Source organism: Blastococcus tunisiensis, from assembly GCF_900112815.1.
Lineage (GTDB): Bacteria > Actinomycetota > Actinomycetes > Mycobacteriales > Geodermatophilaceae > Blastococcus_B > Blastococcus_B tunisiensis.
Window position 1 is genome coordinate 240522 of sequence record NZ_FOND01000002.1, and the last position, 21792, is coordinate 262313.

Below are 21792 nucleotides of genomic sequence, written 5' to 3' on the forward strand. Positions count from 1 at the left end.
GGCGCCGAACCCGGCCGTGCAGCGATCAATGCATGGAGGACATCACCACATGGCCAAGATGATCGCGTTCGACGAAGAGGCGCGCCGTGGCCTCGAGCGGGGCATGAACACCCTCGCCGACGCCGTGAAGGTGACGCTCGGCCCCAAGGGCCGCAACGTCGTACTCGAGAAGAAGTGGGGCGCCCCCACCATCACCAACGATGGTGTGAGCATCGCCAAGGAGATCGAGCTCGAGGACCCGTACGAGAAGATCGGGGCCGAGCTCGTCAAGGAGGTCGCGAAGAAGACCGACGACGTCGCGGGTGACGGCACCACGACCGCCACCGTTCTGGCCCAGGCGCTGGTGCGCGAGGGTCTGCGCAACGTCGCCGCCGGCGCGAACCCGATGGCCCTGAAGAAGGGCATCGAGAAGGCCGTCGAGGCCGTCAGCGAGTACCTCCTCTCGACCGCGAAGGACGTCGAGACCAAGGAGCAGATCGCCGCCACCGCCTCGATCTCCGCCGCTGACCCCGCCATCGGCGAGCTCATCGCCGAGGCGATGGACAAGGTCGGCAAGGAAGGTGTCATCACCGTCGAGGAGAGCAACACCTTCGGTCTCGAGCTCGAGCTCACCGAGGGCATGCGCTTCGACAAGGGTCACCTGTCGGCGTACTTCGTCACGGACTCCGACCGCATGGAGACCGTTCTCGACGACCCGTACATCCTGGTCGTCAACGGCAAGATCAGCTCCGTCAAGGACCTGCTGCCGCTGCTCGAGAAGGTCATGCAGTCGGGCAAGCCGCTGGCCATCATCGCCGAGGACGTCGAGGGCGAGGCCCTCGCGACCCTGGTTGTGAACAAGATCCGTGGCACCTTCAAGTCCGTCGCCGTCAAGGCCCCGGGCTTCGGTGACCGCCGCAAGGCCATGCTCGCCGACATCGCCATCCTCACCGGTGGCCAGGTCATCAGCGAGGAGGTCGGCCTCAAGCTCGACAACGCCGACATCTCCCTGCTCGGCCGCGCGCGCAAGTTCGTCACCACCAAGGACGAGACGACGATCATCGAGGGTGCGGGTGACGCCGACCAGATCCAGGGTCGCGTCAACCAGATCCGCGCCGAGATCGAGAAGTCGGACTCCGACTACGACCGCGAGAAGCTCCAGGAGCGCCTGGCCAAGCTGGCCGGTGGCGTCGCCGTCATCAAGGCCGGTGCCGCGACCGAGGTCGAGCTCAAGGAGCGCAAGCACCGCATCGAGGACGCGGTGCGCAACGCCAAGGCCGCCGTCGAGGAGGGCATCGTCGCCGGTGGTGGCGTCGCTCTCGCGCAGGCCACGGCCGTCGCGTTCGACAAGCTCGAGCTCGAGGGTGACGAGGCGACCGGTGCCAACATCGTGCGCGTCGCGCTCGAGGCGCCGCTGAAGCAGATCGCGATCAACGCCGGCCTCGAGGGTGGCGTCGTCGCGGAGAAGGTCCGCAACTCCGAGACCGGCTGGGGCCTCAACGCCGCCACCGGCGAGTACGTGGACCTGGTCGCGGCCGGCATCATCGACCCGGCCAAGGTCACCCGCTCGGCGCTGCAGAACGCCGCCTCCATCGCGGCGCTCTTCCTCACCACCGAGGCCGTCATCGCGGACAAGCCGGAGAAGAACGCTCCGGCCATGCCCGGCGGCGACGGCGGCATGGGCGGCATGGACTTCTGACGAAGGACCACGTCGCCCCCCACGACGCGCTCCGCGCGCCGCGGGTCCCTGCGACGTAGCCGTTCCATCACGTCACCTCCGGCAGGGGCGGTCCGCTTCGGCGGGCCGCCCCTGTCGACGTTCGTGGGCGGCGGCTGTTCCGCGTCGAGTCATACGAAATGGTGGCGATCAGCCGCTGATGGCCACGACTTCGTATGACTCGCGCGGGCGATCGCTCATTCGGGGGCGAAGACGCAGAACTCGTTGCCCTCGGGGTCGGCCAGGACGCTCCACTCGATCTCGTCGTCCGCCTCCCGCACCAGCGTGGCCCCGGCCGACAGCAGCGGCCACGTCTCGCCGACGACGTCGAAGTGCATCCGGTTCTTGACGGTCTTCGGCTCGGGCACCGGGACGATCCACATCAGCGGCCCCTCGCCGGCCGGGTCGACGATCGGGACCGGCCAGTCGTGCGGGCGCGGCTCGTCCTCCTCGGGGGTCCCCGCGTCCTCCAGCTCGTCGCGGCGGACGTAGCCGATGGCGGCGCACCACCAGTCGGCCAGCGCGTGGTGGTCGGTGGCGTCGAGGCAGAGGTCCTTGAAGCGGGCGGGTGCGTCAGCCATGACTGCGCAGGGTAGGCGGCACCCCGTGACCGTGATCATCGGGACCTCGGGCTGGCAGTACCGCGACTGGCGCGGGCTGTTCTACCCGGCCAAGCTGCCGCAGCGGCTGTGGCTGGAGCACTACGCCGAGTTCTTCGCCACGGTCGAGAGCAACAACGCCTTCTACCGGCTGCCCGAGCGCGAGACGTTCACCCGATGGCGCGAGCGCACGCCGCCGGACTTCCGCTGGGCGGTCAAGGCCAGCCGCTTCCTCACCCACATCAAGCGGCTGCGGGAGCCGGAGGAGCCGGTGGCCCGGCTGATGGGGCGGGCCGAGGGGCTGCAGGAGCGGCTGGACACCGTCCTGCTCCAGCTGCCGCCGACCCTGAAGGCCGACGCCGACCTCCTCCGCGACTGCCTGGCGCAGTTCCCCGGCGGCACACGGGTGGCCGTCGAGCCGCGGCACGAGAGCTGGTGGACCGACGACATCCGGGCCCTCCTGGAGCGCTACGGCGCCGCGCTGTGCTGGGCAGACCGCGACGAGCAGCCCGTCGCGCCGCTGTGGCGCACCGCGGACTGGGGCTACCTGCGCTTCCACCACGGCTTCGAGACCTGGCGGTACCGGCCGGAGACGCTGCAGCTGTGGGCCGACCGGCTGGCGGCGACCTACGGCGACGACGACGTCCTCGTCTACTTCAACAACGACCCCGGCTGCGCGGCGGTCATCGACGCCGTCCACTTCGCCGACGCCGTCCGCCGGGCCGGAGGGACGCCGACCCGCGTGCCCACGGCCGACCAGGCCCTCGGCCTCGCCTGGGCAGAAGGCCAGCGGACGCCGGGCGTCGCCGCCTAACCGAGCGCCTCCGCCTCCGCGTGCGCGACGCCGAGCTGCTCGGCCGCCTGCCCGAGGATCGCCTGGACGGCGAGCGTGTCGGCCAGCGGCATGACGGCGCTCTCGGTGCGACCGGCCCGCACGCCCTCGGTCACCTCGATCAGCTCGTGCGCGTACCCGGCGCCGAGCGGTGGCCGGGTGATCGTCTCCGGCTCGGCGTCGCCGCGGTGCAGCACGATCGTCTCGGGGTGGTGGAAGCGGGGGAGGACGTCGATCCAGCCGGCGGTGCCGACGACGCGGGCGGTGCCGGGCAGGGCGTAGCGCAGCGACGTGGTCAGGGCGGCGCTGCGACCGTCGTCCCAGCCGAGCAGGACGGCGGCCTCGGCGTCGGCACCCGACGGGAACAGCGAGCCGGTGGCGACCACCCGGTCGGGTGTCCCCATGAGCATCTGGGCGAAGGAGACGACGTAGACGCCGATGTCGAGCAGCGCGCCACCGCCGAGCTCGAGGGCGAACAGCCGGTCCACCGGGTCGTACTCGCGGGCGACCCCGAGGTCGGCCTGCACCGAGCGGACGTCACCGATCGCGCCGTCGGCGATCAGCTCCTGCATCGCGACGACGGCCGGCTGGAACCGCGTCCACATCGCCTCCATCACGAAGACGCCGGTCTCGCGTGCCAGGTCGACCACCTCGACGGCGCCGGCGGTGGTCGCGGTGAACGCCTTCTCCACCAGCAGCGCCTTGCCGGCGCGGAGTGCGGCGACGGCCAGGGCGTGGTGCTGCGGGTGCGGTGTCGCGACGTAGAGGACGTCGACGTCGGGGTCGGCGACGATGTCGGCGTAGGAGCCGTGCGCCCGGTCGATGCCGTGCCGGTCGGCGAACGCCTGCGCCCGGTCCAGCGACCGGGAAGCGACGGCGACGGGACGCGCGCCGTCGACGACGGCGAAGTCCTGCACCACCTTGTCCGCGATGCGGCCCGGCCCGACGATTCCCCAGCGGATCTCTGCGCTCACCCCCCAGACGCTAGCGGGGACCCGAATCGCAGCAGGTTGCCGTCCGGATCGATGTGCCAGCCCTCCCGCAGGCCGTAGTCCGTGTCCACCGGTGCGCCGGTGCGTTCCACCCCCGCCCATCGCGCTGCCAGGTCGTCCGCGTCTGGGACGTGCAGGTAGGCGGCCGCCGCGGTGCGCAGCGGATCGTGGTCGGCGACGACCGTCAGGTGCAGCTCGACGCCGGCCATCGCCGCGAAGCCGTAGCCCGAGTCGTGCTGCGAGACCTCGCACCCGAGGGCGGCGTAGTGCTCCAGCGCCCGCTGCAGGTCGGTGACCGGGAAGATGGGGGACACCCGCACCTGCGGATGATCGTGGGCCATGCGGGGCAGACTGCCACCGTGACGGTCCTGATCGACACCCCCGTGTGGCCGTGGCGGGGGCGGCTCTGGTCGCACCTGGTCAGCGACGTCTCCTACGAGGAGCTGCACGCCTTCGTCGCGGCCGAGCTGGGCATCCCCCGGCGGGCGTTCCAGGGCGACCACTACGACGTCCCCGAGGACCTCTACGACATCGCGGTCGCCGCCGGCGCGGAACCGGTGGGTGCCCGCGAGCTGCTCGCCCGCCTGATGGCCGCCGGGCTGCGGCTCAGGAAGGTGCGCCGCGACCTCGGAGCAGGGTCAGCTCCGCGGTGAGGTTGGCCCTCGCGGTCGCCGTCCAGGCCCGGGCCCGCTCGGTCCGGTACAGCGTCTCCAGGCCGAGCAGGTGCTCCAGGACGGCGATCCGCCCGGCGGTGAACTCCTCGTCGGACAGGTGCGCGTACTCCTCGCGCACCGCCGAGGCGTAGCCGGCGTAGGCCTCCGGCGGCCCGGCCAGGACGGCGAGGTCGGCGTCGCAGAGCACCGCGCCGTTGCCGTCGTCCGGCGCGGGGTCGTGGCCGGCAGTGAGCCGTACCAGCCGCTCGACCTCGGCCACCCGCTCCTCCGCGACCAGGCCCCGGAGCCCCGCCCGCGCCCGCTGCGCGCTGATCTCCTCGTTGTCGGACCGCTGCGGGTCGTAGACCACGTCGTGGTACCAGGCGGCCAGCCGGACGGCGTCGGGGTCGGCGCCCCCGCCCAGGGCGTCGACCAGCCCGAGGACCGCCGCCAGGTGCGCCAGGTCGTGGTAGCGCCGGTGCGGCTCGCCCCAGGCGGCGACCACCGCCGCCCACTCGGTCCGCGACGTGGGGGAGTCGCCGGCGAGGCCGGCCCACGCCTCGAAGGTGACCAGCCCGGTCATCGGACGCCGCAGCTGCGCAGGGCCAGCAGCGCGAAGGCGCGGGCCGCGGTGGTCAGCTCGGCCACGGGTACCCGTTCGGCGGGCCCGTGCGCCAGGTTCAGGTTGCCCGGGCCGTAGTGCAGGGTGGGCACTCCCGCCCCGACGTAGAGGCGCAGGTCGCTGCCCGCCGAGATGGCCCGTTCCGGCGGTGTGCCGCCCCCGGCGTCGGCCACGGCCTGCTGGACGGCCGGCAGCAGCGGGTGCCCGGGGACCAGCTCGCCGCTGGCGAAGGCGCCGCCGGTCCAGCTCAGGCGGGCCGGGTGGTCCGACAGCCAGGGGTGCGCCGCGCAGAGCTGCCCCAGGCGGGTCTCCAGCGCGTCCCGGGCCGCGGCCACAGACTCGCCGATCCGCACGCCGTAGCGCCCCTCGGCGACCAGCTTGTCCGGCACCGAGCTGGCCCAGTCACCGGCCTGCACCCGGCCGATCGAGATGCCGTAGGGGTACGGGGCGCCTCCGAAGCGGGGGTCGGCGTCGCGCTGCCGCTCGGCCTCGAAGGCGCGGAGCCCGGCGTGCAGGTCGGCGAAGACCTCCACGGCGCTGACCCCGTGGTCGCGCATCGCCGCGTGGGCGGCCCGGCCGGCGACCTCGAGCCGGAACGTGAGGGCGCCGGCGTTGGCGGTCACGACCGCCCCGGCCGTCGGCTCGGGGATGACGCACAGGTCACCGAGGTGCCCCCGGCGCAGCGTCGCCCACGCCCCCAGGCCGCCGTCCTCCTCACCGATCACGCCGTGCAGGGCCAGCGGCCGCACCAGCCGGACGCCCGCCGCCCGGATCGCCGCCAGAGCCGCCAGAGCGGACACCACCCCGCCCTTCATGTCGCAGGCGCCGCGGCCGTGCACGGCACCGTCGATCAGCCGGGGGGCGAACGGGTCACCGGCCCAGAGGTCGAGGTCCCCCGGGGGGACGACGTCGGTGTGCCCGGAGAGCACCAGCGCCGGCCGGCCGTCCTCGGCGCCGGCCACCGTGCCGACGACCCCGTAGGCCTCCGTCCGGGTGACCTCCTGCCCGGGTGCGTCGGGCGCCGAGGCCGCGTCCCCCAGGTCGATCGACCAGTGGTCCACCTCGCAGCCGAGCTCGTCGAGCCAGTCGGCGAGCAGGTACTGCACCTCGCACTCGGCGTCGCTCCCGCCGACCGACGGGACGGCGACCAGCCGGGTCAGCCGGTCGACGGCCCACGACTCGTCGACGGCGTCCAGGACGCGGGCCTCCACGTCGGTCAGCTCGGCCCGGGTGAGCGTCATGGCCGGAGTCTGGCACGCGCGGGTGGGCCGTCCGTCCCGGCCTCGGCCGCCCGCGACGGCTAGCTTGACCGCCGTGACGCAGCCCCCTCCGCCGCCCGGCTGGTACCCCGATCCCGCCGGTGGCGGTGGGACCCGCTGGTGGGACGGCCAGGGCTGGACCGAGCACGTCCAACAGACCGCACCGCCGCCGCCCCCGGCCGCCGGCGGGGGTGCCTCGCTGTACGAGCAGCCGGTGCTGCTGGTCAGCCAGAAGACCAAGCTCGTCGAGCTGACCAACGAGTACGCGGTCCTCGACGGTCAGGGGCAGCAGATCGGCGCCGTCGTCCAGGTCGGCCAGAGCGGGCTGCGCAAGGCCGTCCGGTTCCTGTCCAGCATCGACCAGTTCCTTCCCCACACGCTCGAGGTCCGCGATGCCACGGGGCCGGTCCTGGTGCTCACCCGGCCGGCCAAGGTGATGAGGTCCCGCGTCGTCGTCCAGCGTCCGGACGGCGCCCCGATCGGGGAGATCGTCCAGGCCAACGTGTTCGGGAGGATCCGGTTCGACCTGGTGGCGAACGGGGCCGTGGTCGGGGCGATCCAGGCGGAGAACTGGCGGGCCTGGGACTTCGCGATCACCGACGCCGCCGGGGTGGAGATCGCCCGCATCACGAAGAAGTGGGAGGGCCTGGCCAGGACGCTGTTCACCACCGCCGACCGCTACGTCGTCCTGGTGCACCACCGGCTGCCGGAACCACTCGCCAGCATGGTGATCGCCTCGGCGCTGACCGTGGACACCGCCCTCAAGCAGGACGACCGCGGCTTCAACTAGGCCATGGCATCGCGGTCCTCCGGACCGCACCGCGGCCAGGTGCCGTCCCGGCTCGGGCTGAGCCGTTCCGTCGCGCCTGCGCGGAGCCCTCCGGGCCCCACTCGGCACGACACGGCCCATGCTCTCGGCGTAGCCTCGAACGTGTCCGGGCCGGGTGCCACGTGCCCCCGGGTGCCATTTGGTTACGCCTTCACGGACTACCGCCCCGACCTCGGTCGGGGGCCTGGAGCCGTGTTGTGCATCTCGCCGCGAGGCGGCCGTCACCCGGTCCGGACCTCGAACGCGAACGAGCCCCCCTCTCCGGGAGGGGGGCTCGTCCGCGTTCCGCGACGGCAGTTCTCAGTAGGTCTCCTCCGTGGTGCTCCGGCGCGCCGGGGCGCCGGCAGCCGGGTCGCCGTGGGAGTCGGTGTGGGTGACCCGGCGCTGGCGGGGACCCCAGACGGCGAGCTCCAGCACCACGCCGAGCGCACCGGCGATCATGAGGATCCAGCCGACGACCTGGAGGTCCACGCCGCTGACGTCCACCCGCAGGGCGAACGTCAGGATCGCGCCCAGGGCGAGCAGGACGATGGCGGTTCCGAGTCTCATGGCGACATCCCTTCCTCACGGCTGCGGGCCACGTGGGCACGCACGACCGGCGGCGAGCACCGCGGTGGTCCCGGGTGCCCGAACCGCTGCCGCCGAACCGCCGTAGGGCCCGATGTCCCTCGAACGGGGGGCTCTGAGGCCCCCTCAGGGCCGATCCGGGCGCCAGGACTGCGTGGTCGCCCGATGCCGGGGCCCACCCCTCAGCACGAACGTTGCCGTCGTCCACCTGGGACGACGGAAGGAAAGACCGTGACACTGCACTACGGCAATCCGGCGCTGGACGCCGAGCTCGCCTACCGGCGCGAGGTCCTCATGGCCTCCGGGCGGGGCACGCGGACCCGGCGCAGCCCGTGGTTCCGCACCCGTCGGCGCCCGCGCTGACCGGCTCCGCGCTGACCAGCAACGCCCGGAGCGAAACCGGCTCGGACCTGTCGCAGGTCCGTGCCACGATCGGTCCCGTGCCACGCAGGGACGATGCGCCGATGGTGGGGCGGGCCGCCGAGCTCGCCCACCTGCTCGAGCACGTCGACCGTGCCGCCACGGGCCGGGCGGGTGCGGTGCTGCTCGCCGGGGACGCCGGCGTCGGCAAGACACGGCTGCTGGACGAGCTCACCGCCCAGGCGGCCCGGCGCGGCGTCCGCGTCCTGGTGGGGCACTGCGTCGACCTGGGCGAGGTCGGCCTCCCGTACCTGCCGTTCGTCGACCTGCTGCGCCCGGTGGTCGCCGATCCGGAGCTGGCCCCGGCCACCGCGTCGGATCCCGTCCTCGCCGCGCTCCTGGCCGGGCGGCCCGTGGGGTCCCCACCGGCTCCGGCGGCCGTGGAGGGGCGGGACCTCGGACGGCCGCTGCCGCACCGGGCGGCGCCCCCGCCGGTCGACGACGGCCGGCTGCAGCTGTTCGAGTCCGTGGCCGGGGTGATCTGCGAACTCGCCGCGACCACCCCGCTGCTGATCGTCCTGGAGGACGTGCACTGGGCCGACCGATCGAGCCGTGACCTGCTCCGCTACCTGCTGGCCCGCCTGGTCGACACCCCGGTGGTGCTCGTCGCGTCCTACCGTGCCGACGACCTGCACCGCCGCCACCCGCTGCGGCCGCTGCTCGCCGAGCTGGTGCGGCTGCCCGGCGTGGAGCGCCTCGAGCTCGCGCCACTGCCCGACACCGACGTGGGCACCCTCGTCCGCCGGCTGGCGGCCGGGGCCGGCCCGCTGCCGGAGTCCGCCGTCGAGGACGTGGTGGTCCGGGCCGAGGGCAACGCCTTCTACGCCGAGGAGCTGCTGGCCGCCGGGCTGCACGGCGAGGCGCTGCCGATGGGGCTGACCGACGTGCTGCTGGCCCGGGTGGAGCAACGTTCCCCGGCCGCCCAGCAGGTGCTGCGCGTCGCCGCCGTGGCCGGCCGCCGCGTCCGGCACGAGCTGGTGGCCGCCGTCGGCGGGCTCGGCGACGGCGACCTGGAGGCGGCACTCGCCGAGGCGGTGCACCACCACCTGCTGGTGGTGTCCGACGACGGGCGCTACCGGTTCCGGCACGCCCTGCTCCGCGAGGCGGTCCTGGCGGACCTGCTGCCGGGGGAGCGGGTGCGGCTGCACGCGGCGATCGCGGCCTACCTGGCCGGTACCCCGGGCGCCGGGACGGCGGCCGAACGGGCGCACCACGCCCGCGAGAGCAACGACCTGCCGGGGGCGCTGAGCGCGTCGCTCGACGCGGCGTCGGCGGCCGGGGGCGTCGGGGCACCCGCCGAGCAGCTGCAGCACCTGGAGGCGGCCCTCGCCCTGTGGCCGGCCGTGCCGGACGCGGCCGGACGAGCCGGGCGGGACCAGGTGGCCCTGCTCCTGGAGACGGCCGCCACCGCGCGCACCGTGGGTGAGCCGCACCGCGCCGTCGCGATGCTCCGCTCGGCGCTGGAGGTGCTGGGGCCCGGAGCCGATGCGGCGACCCGGGCACGGGTGCACTACACGCTGGCGCAGGCGATGGTCCGCGTCGAGGACGACGCGGGCGCCTACCGGGAGAGCGCGGCGGCGATGGCGCTGGTGCCCGCCCGGCCACCGTCGAAGGTGCGCACCTGGGCGGCGGCCACGCACGCGCGGATGAGCTACTCGGTCGGCCGGATGGAGGAGGCAGACGCGGCGGCCGACGAGGCGCTCGCGGCGGCCGACGCCCTGGGGCTGGACGGCGCCTGGGCCGACATCGCCGTCACCCAGTTGCGGGCCCAGCCGGGAGCCGACCCGGCCTGGGTGCTGGCCCGCCTGGAGGAGGCGCTGGTCCGCGCGCGCCGGTCCGCGGACCTCGACGTCGAGATGCGGGTGCTCTACAACCTCGCCACCGTCGCCTACGAGGCGGGACGGATCGAGGAGACGCTGAGCTGGACGCGGCGGGCCACGCAGCGCGCACGTCAGCTCGGGGTCGACTGGTCGTACTACCCGGCGGAGCTGCGGCACCTGCAGGTGACGGCGCTCTACATGGAGGGCCGCTGGGACGAGAGCCTCGCCGAGGCCGACCTGCTGTCCCGGGTGCCGGAGATGGCCGCGCACGTGCGGGCCGACGCCCTGCTCGTGCTCGTGGGCCGGGGGGACCCGTCAGCGCGCGGTCGGGTCGACTGGGCCCGGGGGCTGATCCCGCGGCTGAGCGCGCACATCCTCCTGGATCTCGTCACGGCCGCCTCCGACATCGATCTGGCTGCCTGGGAGGGCGACCCGCAGCGGGCGGTGGACGTCGCGCTGACCAGCTACCGGCGGCTGCGCACGGAGTGGGACGACGACCACCTCGGCGTTCTGCGGCTGGCCGGCAGCGCGCTGGCCCCGGTGGCCGACGCCGCCGTGGCCGCCCGCCGGGACGGCGACGCCGAGGGGGCGGACCGGTGGTCGCGCGCGGGCGAGGAACTGGTCGAGGCGGCGCGTTCGGCGGTGGAGGTCTACCAGCGGAACTACGGCGACACCATGGGCGTCGAGGCGCGGGCCTGGCAGCACCGGGTGGAGGCGGAGGCCGCCCGGCTCCGTGGGGAGGCGGCGCCGGAGCTCTGGCGTGCGGCGGTGGAGGCGTTCGGCTTCGGGCACGTCTACGAGCAGGCCCGGTCCCGCTGGCGGCTGGCCGAGGCGCTGCTGGAGTCGGGTGACCGGGCCGGAGCGCGGGAGCAGGCGACGACGGCGCACGAGGTCGCCGTCCGGCTGGGTGCGGCACCGCTGCGGACGGCCGTGGAGGCGCTGGCCCGTCGCGGTCGGCTGGACCTGCCCGGCGCCGGACGCGCGCCCGATGCGGCGGCCGTCTTCACGCCGCGCGAGCAGGAGGTGCTGACGTTGCTGGCCCAGGGGCGCACCAACCGCCAGGTCGGCGCCGCGCTCTACATCAGCGAGAAGACGGCGAGCGTGCACGTCAGCAACATCATCGCCAAGCTCGGCGCGCACGGCCGCACCGAGGCCGTCGCCCTCGCCGCGAGCAGAGGCCTCCTGCCGACGACCTGATCGGTCGACTCGCCGGCGCGGATGTCGGGTCGGGCGGAGTGGGGCCCGGAGGGTCCCGCGATCGAACGACGAAGCGGCTCCGCAGTCAGGGGAACGGCTCCTGGCCGCGGTGCGGTCCGGAGGACCGCCATGTCACCGCGGTGCGGTCCGGGAGGACCGCGATGTCAGAGCATGGTGCGCAGGCGCTCCCGGCGGGCGCGCAGCACGTCGACCGACGCCGACGCCGACGGCGGGCCGGGCACCGACTGGCGCAGCTGGGTGTGCACCACGGCCTGCGGCTGCGCGGTCTTCGCCGCCACCCGGTTGACCAGCCGGTTGATCTCCCGGCGCAGCTCGGCGGCGTCGCGCCACGAGCGGCCGGCGTCGTCCTCGTCCGGATGGTCCTCGACGAGCAGGAAGTCGCCGTCGTCGGCCCGGTGGCTGGCCGCGATCCGCAGCCGCAGCTCGTCGTCCCGCTTGGAGAGGAGCTCCGCGGTCTGCGCCGGGGTCAGCAGGCCGGGGATGCCGAGGAACTCCTCGTCCTCGGCGGCCACCACGATCGGACCGGAGCCCTCCCCGGTGTGCGCCGTCCCGCTGTGCAGCACGTGGGCGAAGCGGGCGTCGGCCTCCAGGGCCTCCCACTGCTTCAGCCCCTCCTCGTCCTTCTCCTTGGGCGGGAGCGGCTCGAGGTCCAGTTCGTCGCCCTGCACCGTCTTCGGCGGGGGCATGACGTGGTTGCGCTCCTCCTCCATCGAGGCGGCGAGCGACAGCAGCGGCCGGACGGCGGGCAGGAACACCGTCGCCGACTCGTGCTGCGCCCGGGAGCGGACGACGCGGCCGACGGCCTGGGCGAAGAACAGCGGCGTCCGGTAGGAGGTCATCCAGGCCAGGACGGCGGCCCGCGGGACGTCGACGCCCTCGGAGATCATCCGCACGCAGACGGCGATCCGCGCCGACCCGGTGGCGAAGCGCTCGATCTTCTTCGACGCCTTCGGGTCGTCGGAGAGGATCAGCTCGGCGGCCTTGCCGGTCACGCGCCGGACGATCTTCGCGTACGCGCGGGCGTCGTCCTGGTCGCTGGCGAGGATCAGCCCGGCGGCGTCGGGCATGCCGCCCTCCTCGCGCAGGTGGGTGATCCGGTCGTCCATGGCGGCGATGACGTGCGGCACCCACTGGCCCTTGGGGTCCAGCGCGGTGCGCCACGCCTGCATCTCCACCGACTTGGTGCCGGCGTCCGACAGCGACGCGGCCACCACCTCGCCGGCGGAGTTCCGCCAGCGCGACGTCCCGGTGTAGGCGGCGAAGACGACCGGCCGGACGACGCTGTCGGCCAGCGCCTCCTTGTAGCCGTAGGTGTAGTCGGCGCGGCTGACCAGGCCGACGCCGCGCTCGCCGTCGTCGCCCTCGAAGGTGTCCTCCTCGTAGCGGACGAAGGGGATGCGCTCGTCGGGCTTGGTGCGGAACGGCGTCCCGGTGAGGCAGAGCCGGCGCGCGGCGAAGGAGTAGGCCTCCTCCACCGCTTCACCCCACGAGAGGCCGTCGCCGGCGTGGTGCACCTCGTCGAGGATGACCAGGCTCTTCACCGCGGTGGAGCGGGCCGCGTGCAGCATCGGCTTGCCGGCGACCTGGGCGTAGGTGGTCACGTAGCCCTGGGTGCCGGCGCGCACCGGGCCGACGGCGTTGGTGAGCCCCGGGTCCAGGACGATGCCCATGGCGTCGGCGGCGTCGGCCCACTGCATGCGCAGGTGGTCGGTCGGGCACACGACCACGACGCGCGCGACCTCGCGGCGGGCGAGCAGCCGGGCGGCGAGCGTCAGGGCGAAGGTGGTCTTCCCGGCGCCCGGGGTGGCGGTGACCAGGAAGTCCTTGGGGGACTGCTCCTCGTACTGCGCGAGAGCGGCCTGCTGCCACGCCCGGAGCGGTCGGCTGTTCGTCTGCGGGCTCGAGGCCTCCGCTCGCACTGCGCTCCCCATGACCGGTCCATCTTCTCTGCCGCGGGCCCAACACGCCCAACCGGATGCCTCCCGCGCGCCCCGCCGCCGACGACGTATAGGGAGCATGAACGAGCCGCTGACCTGCGGATACGCGGAGTCAAGAGGGGTGGCTGTGGCGATCCTCATGCCGTGAGGGACCGGATCGTCACTCCCGCCGGCCCCGGACTGCACAGCAGCCCCTGAGGTTCTCGACGGCCCGTGACGGAGGGGTCTGCTCCACAGCCCGACGGGGGTGGCCGACGCTCGGACCTTGCCCACAGGAGTGGGCAGGGTCCGAGCGTCCGGAGAGTCAGTCGGCGGGCTCGTCCACCCAGTCCGGGCCGTTGACCTCACCCGGGCCGGCCAGGTCGGAGGCGTCGACGATCGTGTACGCGTAGCCCTGCTCGGCGAGGAAGCGCTGCCGGTGGGCGGCGTACTCGCTGTCGAGGGTGTCCCGGCTGACCACGCTGTAGAAGTGCGCCTGCCGGCCGTCGGCCTTGGGCCGCAGCAGCCGGCCGAGCCGCTGCGCCTCCTCCTGCCGCGACCCGAACGTGCCCGACACCTGCACGGCGACGGCCGCCTCGGGCAGGTCGATGGAGAAGTTCGCGACCTTGGAGACGACCAGCGTCCGGATCTCGCCGGTGCGGAAGGCCTGGAACAGCCGCTCGCGCTCCTTGTTGGTCGTCGACCCCTGGATCACCGGGGCGTCGAGCGCGGCGCCGAGCTCCTCCAGCTGGTCGAGGTAGGCGCCGATCACCAGCGACGGCTCGTCGGGGTGGCGCTCCAGCACCCGGCGGATCACCGGCAGCTTCGACTGCGCGGTCGCCGCGATCCGGTACCGCTCCTCGGGCTCGGCCACCGCGTAGGTCATCCGCTCCTCGTCGTCGAGCGACACCCGCACCTCGATGCACTCGGCCGGGGCGATGTAGCCCTGCGACTCGATGTCGCGCCACGGGGCGTCGTACCGCTTGGGCCCGATGAGGGAGAAGACGTCGTCCTCCCGGCCGTCCTCGCGCACCAGCGTCGCGGTGAGACCGAGCCGGCGGCGGGACTGCAGGTCGGCGGTCAGCCGGAAGATGGGCGCGGGGAGCAGGTGCACCTCGTCGTAGACGATCAGCCCCCAGTCCTGGGCGTCGAAGAGGTCCAGGTGCCGGTACTCGCCCTTCCGGCGGGTGGTGATCACCTGGTAGGTCGCGATGGTGACCGGGCGGATCTCCTTGCGCTCGCCCGAGTACTCGCCGATCTCCTCCTCGGTCAGCGAGGTGCGGGCGATCAGCTCGCGCTTCCACTGCCGCCCGGCGACGGTGTTGGTGACCAGGATCAGCGTGGTCGCCTTCGCCTCGGCCATGGCCGCAGCGCCGACCAGCGTCTTCCCGGCGCCGCAGGGCAGCACGACGACGCCCGAGCCGCCGGCCCAGAAGCCCTCGACGGCCTCCTGCTGGTAGTCGCGCAGGTGCCAGTCGGCCTGGTCGAGCTCGATCGGGTGCGCCTGGCCGTCCACGTAGCCCGCGAGGTCCTCGGCCGGCCAGCCCACCTTGAGCAGCGCCTGCTTCAGCCGGCCGCGCTCGGACGGGTGGACGATGATCGAGTCCTCGTCGATGCGGGCGCCCAGCATCGGCGCCACCCGCTTGGAGCGGACGACCTCCTCCAGCACCGCGCGGTCGGACGACGTCAGCGTGAGGCCGTGCACCGGGTGGTTGGCCAGGGTCAGCCGGCCGAAGCGGTCCATGGTGTCGGCCACGTCGACGAGCAACGCGTGCGGCACCGGGTAGCGCGAGTACCGAACCAGCGCGTCGACGACCTGCTCGGCGTCGTGCCCGGCGGCACGGGCGTTCCACAGCGCGAGCGGCGTCACCCGGTAGGTGTGCACGTGCTCGGGGGAGCGCTCGAGCTCGGCGAACGGCGCGATCGCCGCCCGGCACTCCTTGGCCAGCGGGTGGTCGACCTCCAGGAGCAGGGTCTTGTCCGACTGGACGATCAGCGGGCCGTCACTCACCAGGCGTCGATTCCTCTTCCGGGATGGGGGTCCGGTCCACAGCGCGCACGGGCGGCGTCGGGGGATCGGGGACTCTCCACCGTAACCGCCGGGCGCGGTGCTTACTTCCCCGCGCGGAGCCAGTCCGGGCGCAGCGGCGGCGGCGCCCCGCCCGGCCGGTGCAGCAGGACCTGGTTGACGCCCAGCTTGCCCACCTCGAACGCGAGCGCGCTGGCCACCATGTACAGCCGCCATACCCGGGCGCGGCCCGCGCCGGCCGCCGCCACGGCGTCGTCCCAGTGCTCCTCGAGGTTGCGCACCCACGCGCGGAGGGTCAGCGCGTAGTGCTGTCGCAGCGGCTCGACGTCGATCACCTCCAGCCCGCCGGAGGTGAGCGCGCCGATCATGTCGGCGAGGTCGACCAGCTCCCCGTCGGGGAACACGTACCGGGCGATGAAGGTCCGGTCGTTCGGCCCGGTGCTCTCCCCGACCCAGGAGATGGCGTGGTTCAGCAGCCGGCCGCCGGGGCGCAGCAGCGAGCCGAGGGTGGCGGCGTACGCCGGCAGCTGCGCGCGCCCGACGTGCTCGGCCATGCCGATCGAGCTGATCGCGTCGAACGGGCCGTCGTCCACCGCCCGGTAGTCCTGGACGCGGATCTCGACGGCGTCCGGGAGCCCTTCCTCGGCCACCCGCTTGCGGGCGAGGGCGGCCTGCTCCTGGGAGACCGTGATGCCGACGACGGTCGCCCCGTACTCGCGCGCGGCGTGCAGGGCCAGGCTGCCCCAGCCACAGCCGACGTCCAGCAGCCGGGAGCCGGGGCGCAGCGCGAGCTTGCGGCAGACGAGGTCGAGCTTCGCCTCCTGGGCGGCCTCGAGGCCGACGGCCGGGTCGTCCCAGACGGCGCAGGAGTACACCAACGACGGGCCCAGGACCAGGCGGTAGAAGTCGTTGCCCACGTCGTAGTGGGCGGACACGGCGGCGGCGTCCCGGCCGCGGCTGTGCCGCCGGCCGTACCGGCGGACGCGGATCTCCTCCGGTGGCGGCGGCGGTTCGCGGCCGAGCACCCCGAGCTCCAGACCGGTGCGCACCAGCTGCAGGCGGTCGCCGAGGGAGGGGGCGGGGGACTCGCCCGGCGCCAGCCGGCCGCGGGCGGTCAGCGCGGCGAACGGGGCGTACAGGTCGCACTCGACGTCGATCTCGCCGGCGACGTAGGCGCGGGCCAGGCCGAGCTCGTCCCGGGCCCACACGAGCCGGCGGAGGGCCTGGGGTGACCGGAGGACGACCAGCGGGGCTTCGCTTGGGCCGGCCACGGAGCCGTCCCAGGCCCGCAGGCGCACGGGCAACCGGTCCACCCCCAGGATCGGGGCCAGTGCCGCGGTCAGTCGTTCGGCGACGGTCCTCGTCTCGGCCATCTGCGCCCTCCCACGCGCGTCCTGGGCTGGAAAGCTACTGGGCCGCCCCGGGCGCCGTCGATGGCTTCTGGTCCTCCTCGACCAGCGCCACCGAGGTGATCCGGTGCACGGCGAAGGTGCTGTTCTCGCCGCGGCGCTCGTCGTAGCCCTGCAGGAATCCGCCCACGAGGGAGACCGGGCGGACCACGCGCTGGCTGCCGCTGCCCTGGGCGTCCACGTAGCCCAGCCAGACCGCGGACCCCTCGCGGACGGCGCGGGAGAGCAGTTCCAGCGTCGTCGCGGTGGTCACGCCGGGCACCTGGCGCACGGCCTCCCCCCGGCGGGCGGAGAGCGCGGCGTCCCCGGCGCGCATCTGGCGGACCGTGCCGGCGACCTCGTCGGCCGCCAGCGGGCGGGGCGCGGCGGAGGAGTCGGTGCCGGTGCGCCGGCCCATCGCCCGCGGCCGGGCCGGCGGCCGGGTCAGGACGGCGCCGCCGGCCTGCTCCCCGGCCGGCGCGTACCCGGCCTCCCGCAGCACGGTCAGCACCTCGTCGGCCCCCAGGCCGCTGACCAGGACGCCGGGGGCCAGCCGGCGCAGCTCGGCGGCCGCGGTCCGGCGGTCGTTGAGCACCTGGGAGAGCAGCCCGTGGTCGTCGGAGCGGACGTAGGACTCGATCGAGCCCACCCGCAACCGGCCGTGCTGGCGGGCGACGTCATCGACCAGGTAGTCCAGCGCCTGGGGCACCGGCGTCCGGGAAGCCCGGGTGAAGAAGTCGTGCAGGTCCGACGCCGACCAGCCCGAGTCCAGCGCGCGGCGGACGCTGGACTCCGAGACCCGGAACACCGTCGCACCACCGGAGGACTCCACGTCGGCGACGACGGCCAGCGTGTCGGCGAGCTCGGCCACCAGCGGCCCGGGCGCGACCAGCGACAGGTCGGGCTGGGCGAGCACGTGGTCCACCGGTTCGGGCAGCAGCCCGCGCATCCCGTCGGCGGCGCCGTCCTCGCCACGGACCAGCAGGCCGCGGCCCGCCGTCGAGAGCACGCCCCCGACCAGGACGCCGAGCCGGGCGGCCTCCTCGAGCATGCCCGGGACGGGCGCGAGCCGGTCGGCGCGGCGCGGGGTGCGCCAGCGGAGCAGGGCGACGAGATCGGTCGCGGCCAGGCCGGAGCCCGCCGGGAACTCGGCGAGCACGCCGAGCGCCGACCGGCGGATGGCCGGCGCGGTGTGCCGGGTCAGGTCGGGGGAGAGCGGGTTGACCGCCTTGCCGGCGACGTCCCGCTGCCCCACCAGGGAGGGCAGCCGGACCGCGCCCAGCCAGCCCGACGCCAGCACGGCCCACCGGTCGGCCAGGTCCTGCTCGCGCCAGATGTCGTAGGCGCGGGTGGGCAGCCACTCGTCCCGGTGCGGGCCGCCGACGTCGAGGAGCCCGGCGGCGTAGGCCAGCTCGAGCAGCCACGCCGCCTCGGGCTCGCCCACGTGCAGCACGCGGGCCAGCCGCTTCTGGTCCCGGACGCCGACCCCGCCGCTGCGCAGCAGGCCCGCCGGCTCCTCCTCGAGGAGGGACAGCAGCTCGCCGATCCGCCCGACGCTCTCCAGCGCCGCGCCCGCGGCCCGCCGGTCCGCCGACGCCTGGTCCCGCTCGGTCCGCTCCGGGTCGGGGCGCAGCCGCGGCGGGCCGTAGGGCCGGTCGCCGCGCAGGTGCAGACCGATCTCGCGGGGGAGCTCCACGTTGAGCGCGTCGATGCGGGCCAGCAGGCCGCGCTGGAGGAGGCGGCGGGCGGGGGTCGAGCCGCCGTTCGGGCTGTCGGGGAGGTGGCCGACCGGCCGCTCGCCGGCGAGCCGGTCCAGCACCTCCCGCTCCTCCGGCGCCAGCTCGGCGATCGTGGCGGCCAGGTCGCCGGGCAGCTGGACCCGGAGCTCCGCCGCCCGGCGGCCCAGGCCCGCGGGGTGGCGGACGGCGCGGCGCACCGGGTCCGGCGCGTGCAGGACGTCGTCCCCCCAGAGCAGCGCGCGGGTGGTCAGCCGTTCCAGGCCGGCGGTCAGGACGTCGCCGGGGACGTCGGGCAGCCCAGCGACGAGCTCGCCGGCCGTGATGCCGTCGGTGGGGGCGAGCAGGACGACGTCGAGCACCTGCAGGGTCGCGGCGTCCAGCTCGTCGAGCGCGCGGTCCACCGAGACGGGCACGGCCAGCCGGCTGGCGAGCGCGACCAGGTCCGACGGCGCGGGGCGCGCGACGTCGGGCCGCGCCGCCAGCAGCGCGCCCAACTGCTCGTCGCTGCGGGTGCGCAGCCAGCCGGCCAGCGTCGCAGGGTGTTCCGGAGGCATCCGGTCCACGCTACGTCGTCCACGCAAGCCGGCTCCTGACAGCATGAGGAGGTGCTCCCGGCCGCCGACGACCCCGCCACCCGCACTGCGCTCGCCGCCCACCAGGCGGGGGCGCTGCGCTGGCTGGGTGGCGGGGTGATCGCGGTGGTCCTGGGCGTGCTGCTGGGCGCGGCCGGCAGCACGCTCGTCGACGACGGCCGGACCGTCCCGGGCCTGGGGCTCGCGGTGATCGTCCTGGTGCTCGTCGGCCTGGTGGGCGTCGTCGCCGGGGCCGGTGCCCTCCTGCGCACCGTCCGCTGGCAGCGGGCCCTGGCCACCACGCCGTGGCGGACCGGCCGGCTGCGCATCGCCGGCCCGGCGGTGATCGCTTTCGAACCCGAGGGGTTCGACGAGCTGGACCCGACGGCCGAACCGGTGCGGTTGCAGCTGCTGAGCACCGCCGTCTGGCGGACCCGCGCGGTGCAGGGACTCGACGGCGGCGAGGTGCGTGCCGCGCCGGTGGGGAACGGCCAGTGGGTGCTCGGTGCCGACGGGCTGCCCACGCTGTACGGCGCGAAGGCGGCGCGCCGCTGACCCGACCGGACCGGAGCGTGCACGCGGCCACCGGTCTGCGCGAAGATGGACCCGACGTGCACCGCGCGGTGCACCTGGACACGGAGGCGACATGGCCAAGCGCAACGAAAAGCACGCGCACCTGGTGGAGCCCACCTGGGGGCAGTCCGAGGACGGCGGCCCGCCGCTGACCGAGCTCTCCGCCTCGGTCGCCGGACCGCTCTCGCCGTTCGGCCAGGACCACAGCTTCCCGCTGCCGGTCGAGGCCCTGCGGTACGCGCACCCGACCGACAAGCCCAACCGGGCGGGTGTGCAGACGCCGGAAGGCCGCCGGCGGTGAGCGCGCAGGCGACGCCCGAGCGAGCATCGCAGGGAGCGCCAGCGACCGAGGAGCGGAACGAGGGCGGAGCCGAGCAATGAGCATGGCGCCCGCGCTGCCGTCCTACAGCAGCGGGACCTCCACGGTCCCCCTGCTGGGCGACACGATCGGGGCGAACCTGGATCGGACGGCGGCGCGGGTGGGTGACCACGAAGCGCTGGTCGAGTGCGCCACCGGTCGCCGGTTCAGCTACCCGCAGTTCGTCGCCGAGGTCGACGCCGTGGCGCTCGGCCTGGACCGCCTCGGCGTGGGCAAGGGCGACCGGGTCGGCATCTGGGCGCCGAACTGCGCCGAGTGGGCCTTCGTCCAGTACGCGACGGCGAAGCTCGGCGCGATCCTGGTCAACATCAACCCGGCCTACCGCACCCACGAGCTGTCCTACGTGCTGGAGCAGGCCGGCATCTCGGTGCTGGTCAGCGCGCCGGAGTTCAAGACCAGCGACTACCGGTCGATGGTGGCCGAGGTCCGCGACGGCTGCGCGGCGCTGCGCGAGGTGGTCTTCCTCGGCTCCCCGGAGTGGGACGCGCTGCTGGCCGCCGGCCGCGCCGGGGACCGGGAGCTGCTGGTCCGCCGGGAGACCGAGCTCTCCGCCGACGACCCGATCAACATCCAGTACACCTCCGGGACGACGGGCTTCCCGAAGGGCGCCACGCTCACCCACCACAACCTGCTCAACAACGGGTTCTTCGTGGGCGAGGGCTGCGGCTACACCGAGGCCGACCGGATCTGCATCCCGGTGCCGTACTACCACTGCTTCGGCATGGGCATGGGCAACCTGGCGGCCACCTCGCACGGCGCGACGATGGTCATCCCGGCGCCCGGCTTCGACCCCGCGCTGACCTTGAGGGCGGTGCAGGAGGAGCGCTGCACCTCGCTGTACGGCGTCCCCACGATGTTCATCGCCGAGCTCGGGCTGCCCGACTTCGCCGACTACGACCTCTCGTCGCTGCGCACCGGGATCATGGCCGGCTCGCCGTGCCCGGTGGAGGTGATGAAGCGGGTGGTCAGCGAGATGGGCATGACGGAGGTGACCATCTGCTACGGCATGACCGAGACCTCGCCGGTGTCCACCCAGACCGGCGCCGACGACGACCTGGACCGGCGCACCGCCACGGTCGGGCGGGTGCACCCGCACCTGGAGGTCAAGGTGGTCGACCCGGCCACCGGCCTCACCGTGCCGCGCGGCGAGCCGGGGGAGTTCTGCACCCGCGGCTACTCGGTGATGCTGGGTTACTGGAACGAGCCGGAGAAGACCGCCGAGGTCATCGACCGCGCCCGGTGGATGCACACCGGTGACCTCGCCGTCATGGACGAGGCTGGCTACCTCAACATCGTCGGCCGGATCAAGGACATGGTGATCCGCGGCGGGGAGAACGTGTACCCGCGGGAGATCGAGGAGTTCCTCTACAGCCACCCCGACGTGGTCGACGCCCAGGTGATCGGCGTCCCCGACGAGCGGTTCGGCGAGGAGTTGATGGCCTGGGTGCGGCTGCGCGCCGGCGCCGAGCCGCTGACCGCCGAGGGGCTGCGCGAGTTCTGCGCCGGCAAGCTGGCGCACTACAAGGTGCCGCGCTACGTCAAGGTCGTCGAGGAGTTCCCGATGACGGTGACCGGCAAGATCCGCAAGGTCGAGATGCGGCAGGTCTCGGTCGAGGAACTCGGCCTGCAGTCCGCCGCCGAGATCCGCAACGCATAAAGCCCCCACGCGTGAGGCGGCCCTGCGCAAGG

The 21792-nt window shown here is 74.3% G+C and carries 19 protein-coding genes; 9 read left to right on the forward strand and 10 right to left on the reverse strand.

Annotated features, from left to right (window positions below; genetic code table 11):
* Positions 1–49: 49 nt before the first annotated feature.
* The gene (gene groL / locus BM142_RS03640) at positions 50–1678 is read left to right on the forward strand and encodes a chaperonin GroEL (protein WP_092195406.1); all 1629 of its coding nucleotides are present in this window, start codon (positions 50–52) and stop codon (positions 1676–1678) included.
* A 215-nt stretch (positions 1679–1893) separates the two neighbouring features.
* Here groL and BM142_RS03645 read toward each other — a convergent pair whose 3' ends face one another.
* Entirely contained in the window at positions 1894–2277 is a 384-nt protein-coding gene (locus tag BM142_RS03645; RefSeq protein ID WP_092195407.1) for a VOC family protein, read from the reverse strand.
* 25 nt (positions 2278–2302) lie between these two features.
* Between BM142_RS03645 and BM142_RS03650 the strand changes: the two genes are divergently transcribed.
* Positions 2303–3109 carry a DUF72 domain-containing protein gene (locus BM142_RS03650; RefSeq protein WP_092195408.1) on the forward strand — a complete coding sequence of 269 codons (807 nt, stop codon included), beginning with the start codon at positions 2303–2305 and terminating at the stop codon, positions 3107–3109.
* Here the strand turns inward: BM142_RS03650 and BM142_RS03655 are convergent.
* Positions 3106–4101 (reverse strand): Gfo/Idh/MocA family protein, encoded by a 996-nt coding sequence (locus tag BM142_RS03655; RefSeq protein WP_092195409.1) that lies wholly within the window; start codon positions 4099–4101, stop codon positions 3106–3108. The genes BM142_RS03650 and BM142_RS03655 overlap by 4 nt on opposite strands.
* Positions 4098–4460, reverse strand: coding sequence for a bleomycin resistance protein (locus tag BM142_RS03660; protein WP_092195410.1), 363 nt, complete (start codon positions 4458–4460; stop codon positions 4098–4100). Before BM142_RS03660 ends, BM142_RS03655 begins: the two co-directional genes overlap by 4 nt.
* An 18-nt stretch (positions 4461–4478) precedes the next feature.
* Here BM142_RS03660 and BM142_RS03665 point away from each other — a divergent pair, with 18 nt between their 5' ends.
* Positions 4479–4772 (forward strand): DUF4031 domain-containing protein, encoded by a 294-nt coding sequence (locus tag BM142_RS03665; RefSeq protein WP_092195411.1) that lies wholly within the window; start codon positions 4479–4481, stop codon positions 4770–4772.
* Here the strand turns inward: BM142_RS03665 and BM142_RS03670 are convergent.
* Both BM142_RS03670 and BM142_RS03675 read right to left on the reverse strand, forming a co-directional pair.
* The gene (locus tag BM142_RS03670; RefSeq protein WP_092195412.1) at positions 4726–5355 is read right to left on the reverse strand and encodes an HD domain-containing protein; all 630 of its coding nucleotides are present in this window, start codon (positions 5353–5355) and stop codon (positions 4726–4728) included. The genes BM142_RS03665 and BM142_RS03670 overlap by 47 nt on opposite strands.
* Positions 5352–6635 carry an ArgE/DapE family deacylase gene (locus tag BM142_RS03675; RefSeq protein ID WP_092195413.1) on the reverse strand — a complete coding sequence of 428 codons (1284 nt, stop codon included), beginning with the start codon at positions 6633–6635 and terminating at the stop codon, positions 5352–5354. Before BM142_RS03675 ends, BM142_RS03670 begins: the two co-directional genes overlap by 4 nt.
* A gap of 73 nt (positions 6636–6708) precedes the next feature.
* On the opposite strand from BM142_RS03675, the gene BM142_RS03680 reads away from it, so the two are divergent.
* Positions 6709–7443, forward strand: a complete 735-nt coding sequence (locus BM142_RS03680; protein ID WP_217640549.1) for a phospholipid scramblase-related protein — start codon at positions 6709–6711, stop codon at positions 7441–7443.
* Between the two features lie 339 nt (positions 7444–7782).
* Here BM142_RS03680 and BM142_RS03685 read toward each other — a convergent pair whose 3' ends face one another.
* A complete protein-coding gene (locus BM142_RS03685; protein WP_092195415.1) occupies positions 7783–8031 on the reverse strand; it encodes a DUF6458 family protein in 249 nt (82 codons plus the stop codon).
* A 249-nt stretch (positions 8032–8280) separates the two neighbouring features.
* Between BM142_RS03685 and BM142_RS25365 the strand changes: the two genes are divergently transcribed.
* Both BM142_RS25365 and BM142_RS25470 read left to right on the forward strand, forming a co-directional pair.
* Positions 8281–8412, forward strand: a complete 132-nt coding sequence (locus BM142_RS25365) for a hypothetical protein (RefSeq protein ID WP_256381273.1) — start codon at positions 8281–8283, stop codon at positions 8410–8412.
* Between the two features lie 77 nt (positions 8413–8489).
* Positions 8490–11486, forward strand: a complete 2997-nt coding sequence (locus BM142_RS25470) for a helix-turn-helix transcriptional regulator (RefSeq protein ID WP_217640550.1) — start codon at positions 8490–8492, stop codon at positions 11484–11486.
* Positions 11487–11650: 164 nt separating this feature from the next.
* On the opposite strand, the gene BM142_RS03695 is transcribed toward BM142_RS25470, so the two are convergent.
* The 4 genes from BM142_RS03695 to BM142_RS03710 form a co-directional block, all read right to left on the reverse strand.
* Positions 11651–13438, reverse strand: a complete 1788-nt coding sequence (locus BM142_RS03695) for a DEAD/DEAH box helicase (RefSeq protein WP_092195416.1) — start codon at positions 13436–13438, stop codon at positions 11651–11653.
* A gap of 310 nt (positions 13439–13748) precedes the next feature.
* Positions 13749–15434, reverse strand: a complete 1686-nt coding sequence (locus BM142_RS03700; protein WP_092195417.1) for a DNA repair helicase XPB — start codon at positions 15432–15434, stop codon at positions 13749–13751.
* A 101-nt stretch (positions 15435–15535) separates the two neighbouring features.
* The gene (locus BM142_RS03705) at positions 15536–16825 is read right to left on the reverse strand and encodes a class I SAM-dependent methyltransferase (RefSeq protein ID WP_092195418.1); all 1290 of its coding nucleotides are present in this window, start codon (positions 16823–16825) and stop codon (positions 15536–15538) included.
* Positions 16826–16859: 34 nt separating this feature from the next.
* Positions 16860–19133, reverse strand: a complete 2274-nt coding sequence (locus BM142_RS03710) for a helicase C-terminal domain-containing protein (RefSeq protein ID WP_092195565.1) — start codon at positions 19131–19133, stop codon at positions 16860–16862.
* Positions 19134–19184: 51 nt separating this feature from the next.
* Here BM142_RS03710 and BM142_RS03715 point away from each other — a divergent pair, with 51 nt between their 5' ends.
* The 3 genes from BM142_RS03715 (at position 19185) to BM142_RS03725 (ending at position 21760) form a co-directional block, all read left to right on the forward strand.
* The gene (locus BM142_RS03715; RefSeq protein ID WP_092195419.1) at positions 19185–19706 is read left to right on the forward strand and encodes a hypothetical protein; all 522 of its coding nucleotides are present in this window, start codon (positions 19185–19187) and stop codon (positions 19704–19706) included.
* Positions 19707–19797: 91 nt separating this feature from the next.
* A complete protein-coding gene (locus BM142_RS03720; protein ID WP_092195420.1) occupies positions 19798–20025 on the forward strand; it encodes a hypothetical protein in 228 nt (75 codons plus the stop codon).
* A gap of 76 nt (positions 20026–20101) precedes the next feature.
* On the forward strand, positions 20102–21760 hold the full coding sequence (locus BM142_RS03725; RefSeq protein ID WP_092195421.1) for an AMP-binding protein: 1659 nt from the start codon (positions 20102–20104) through the stop codon (positions 21758–21760).
* The last annotated feature ends 32 nt before the right edge of the window (positions 21761–21792 follow it).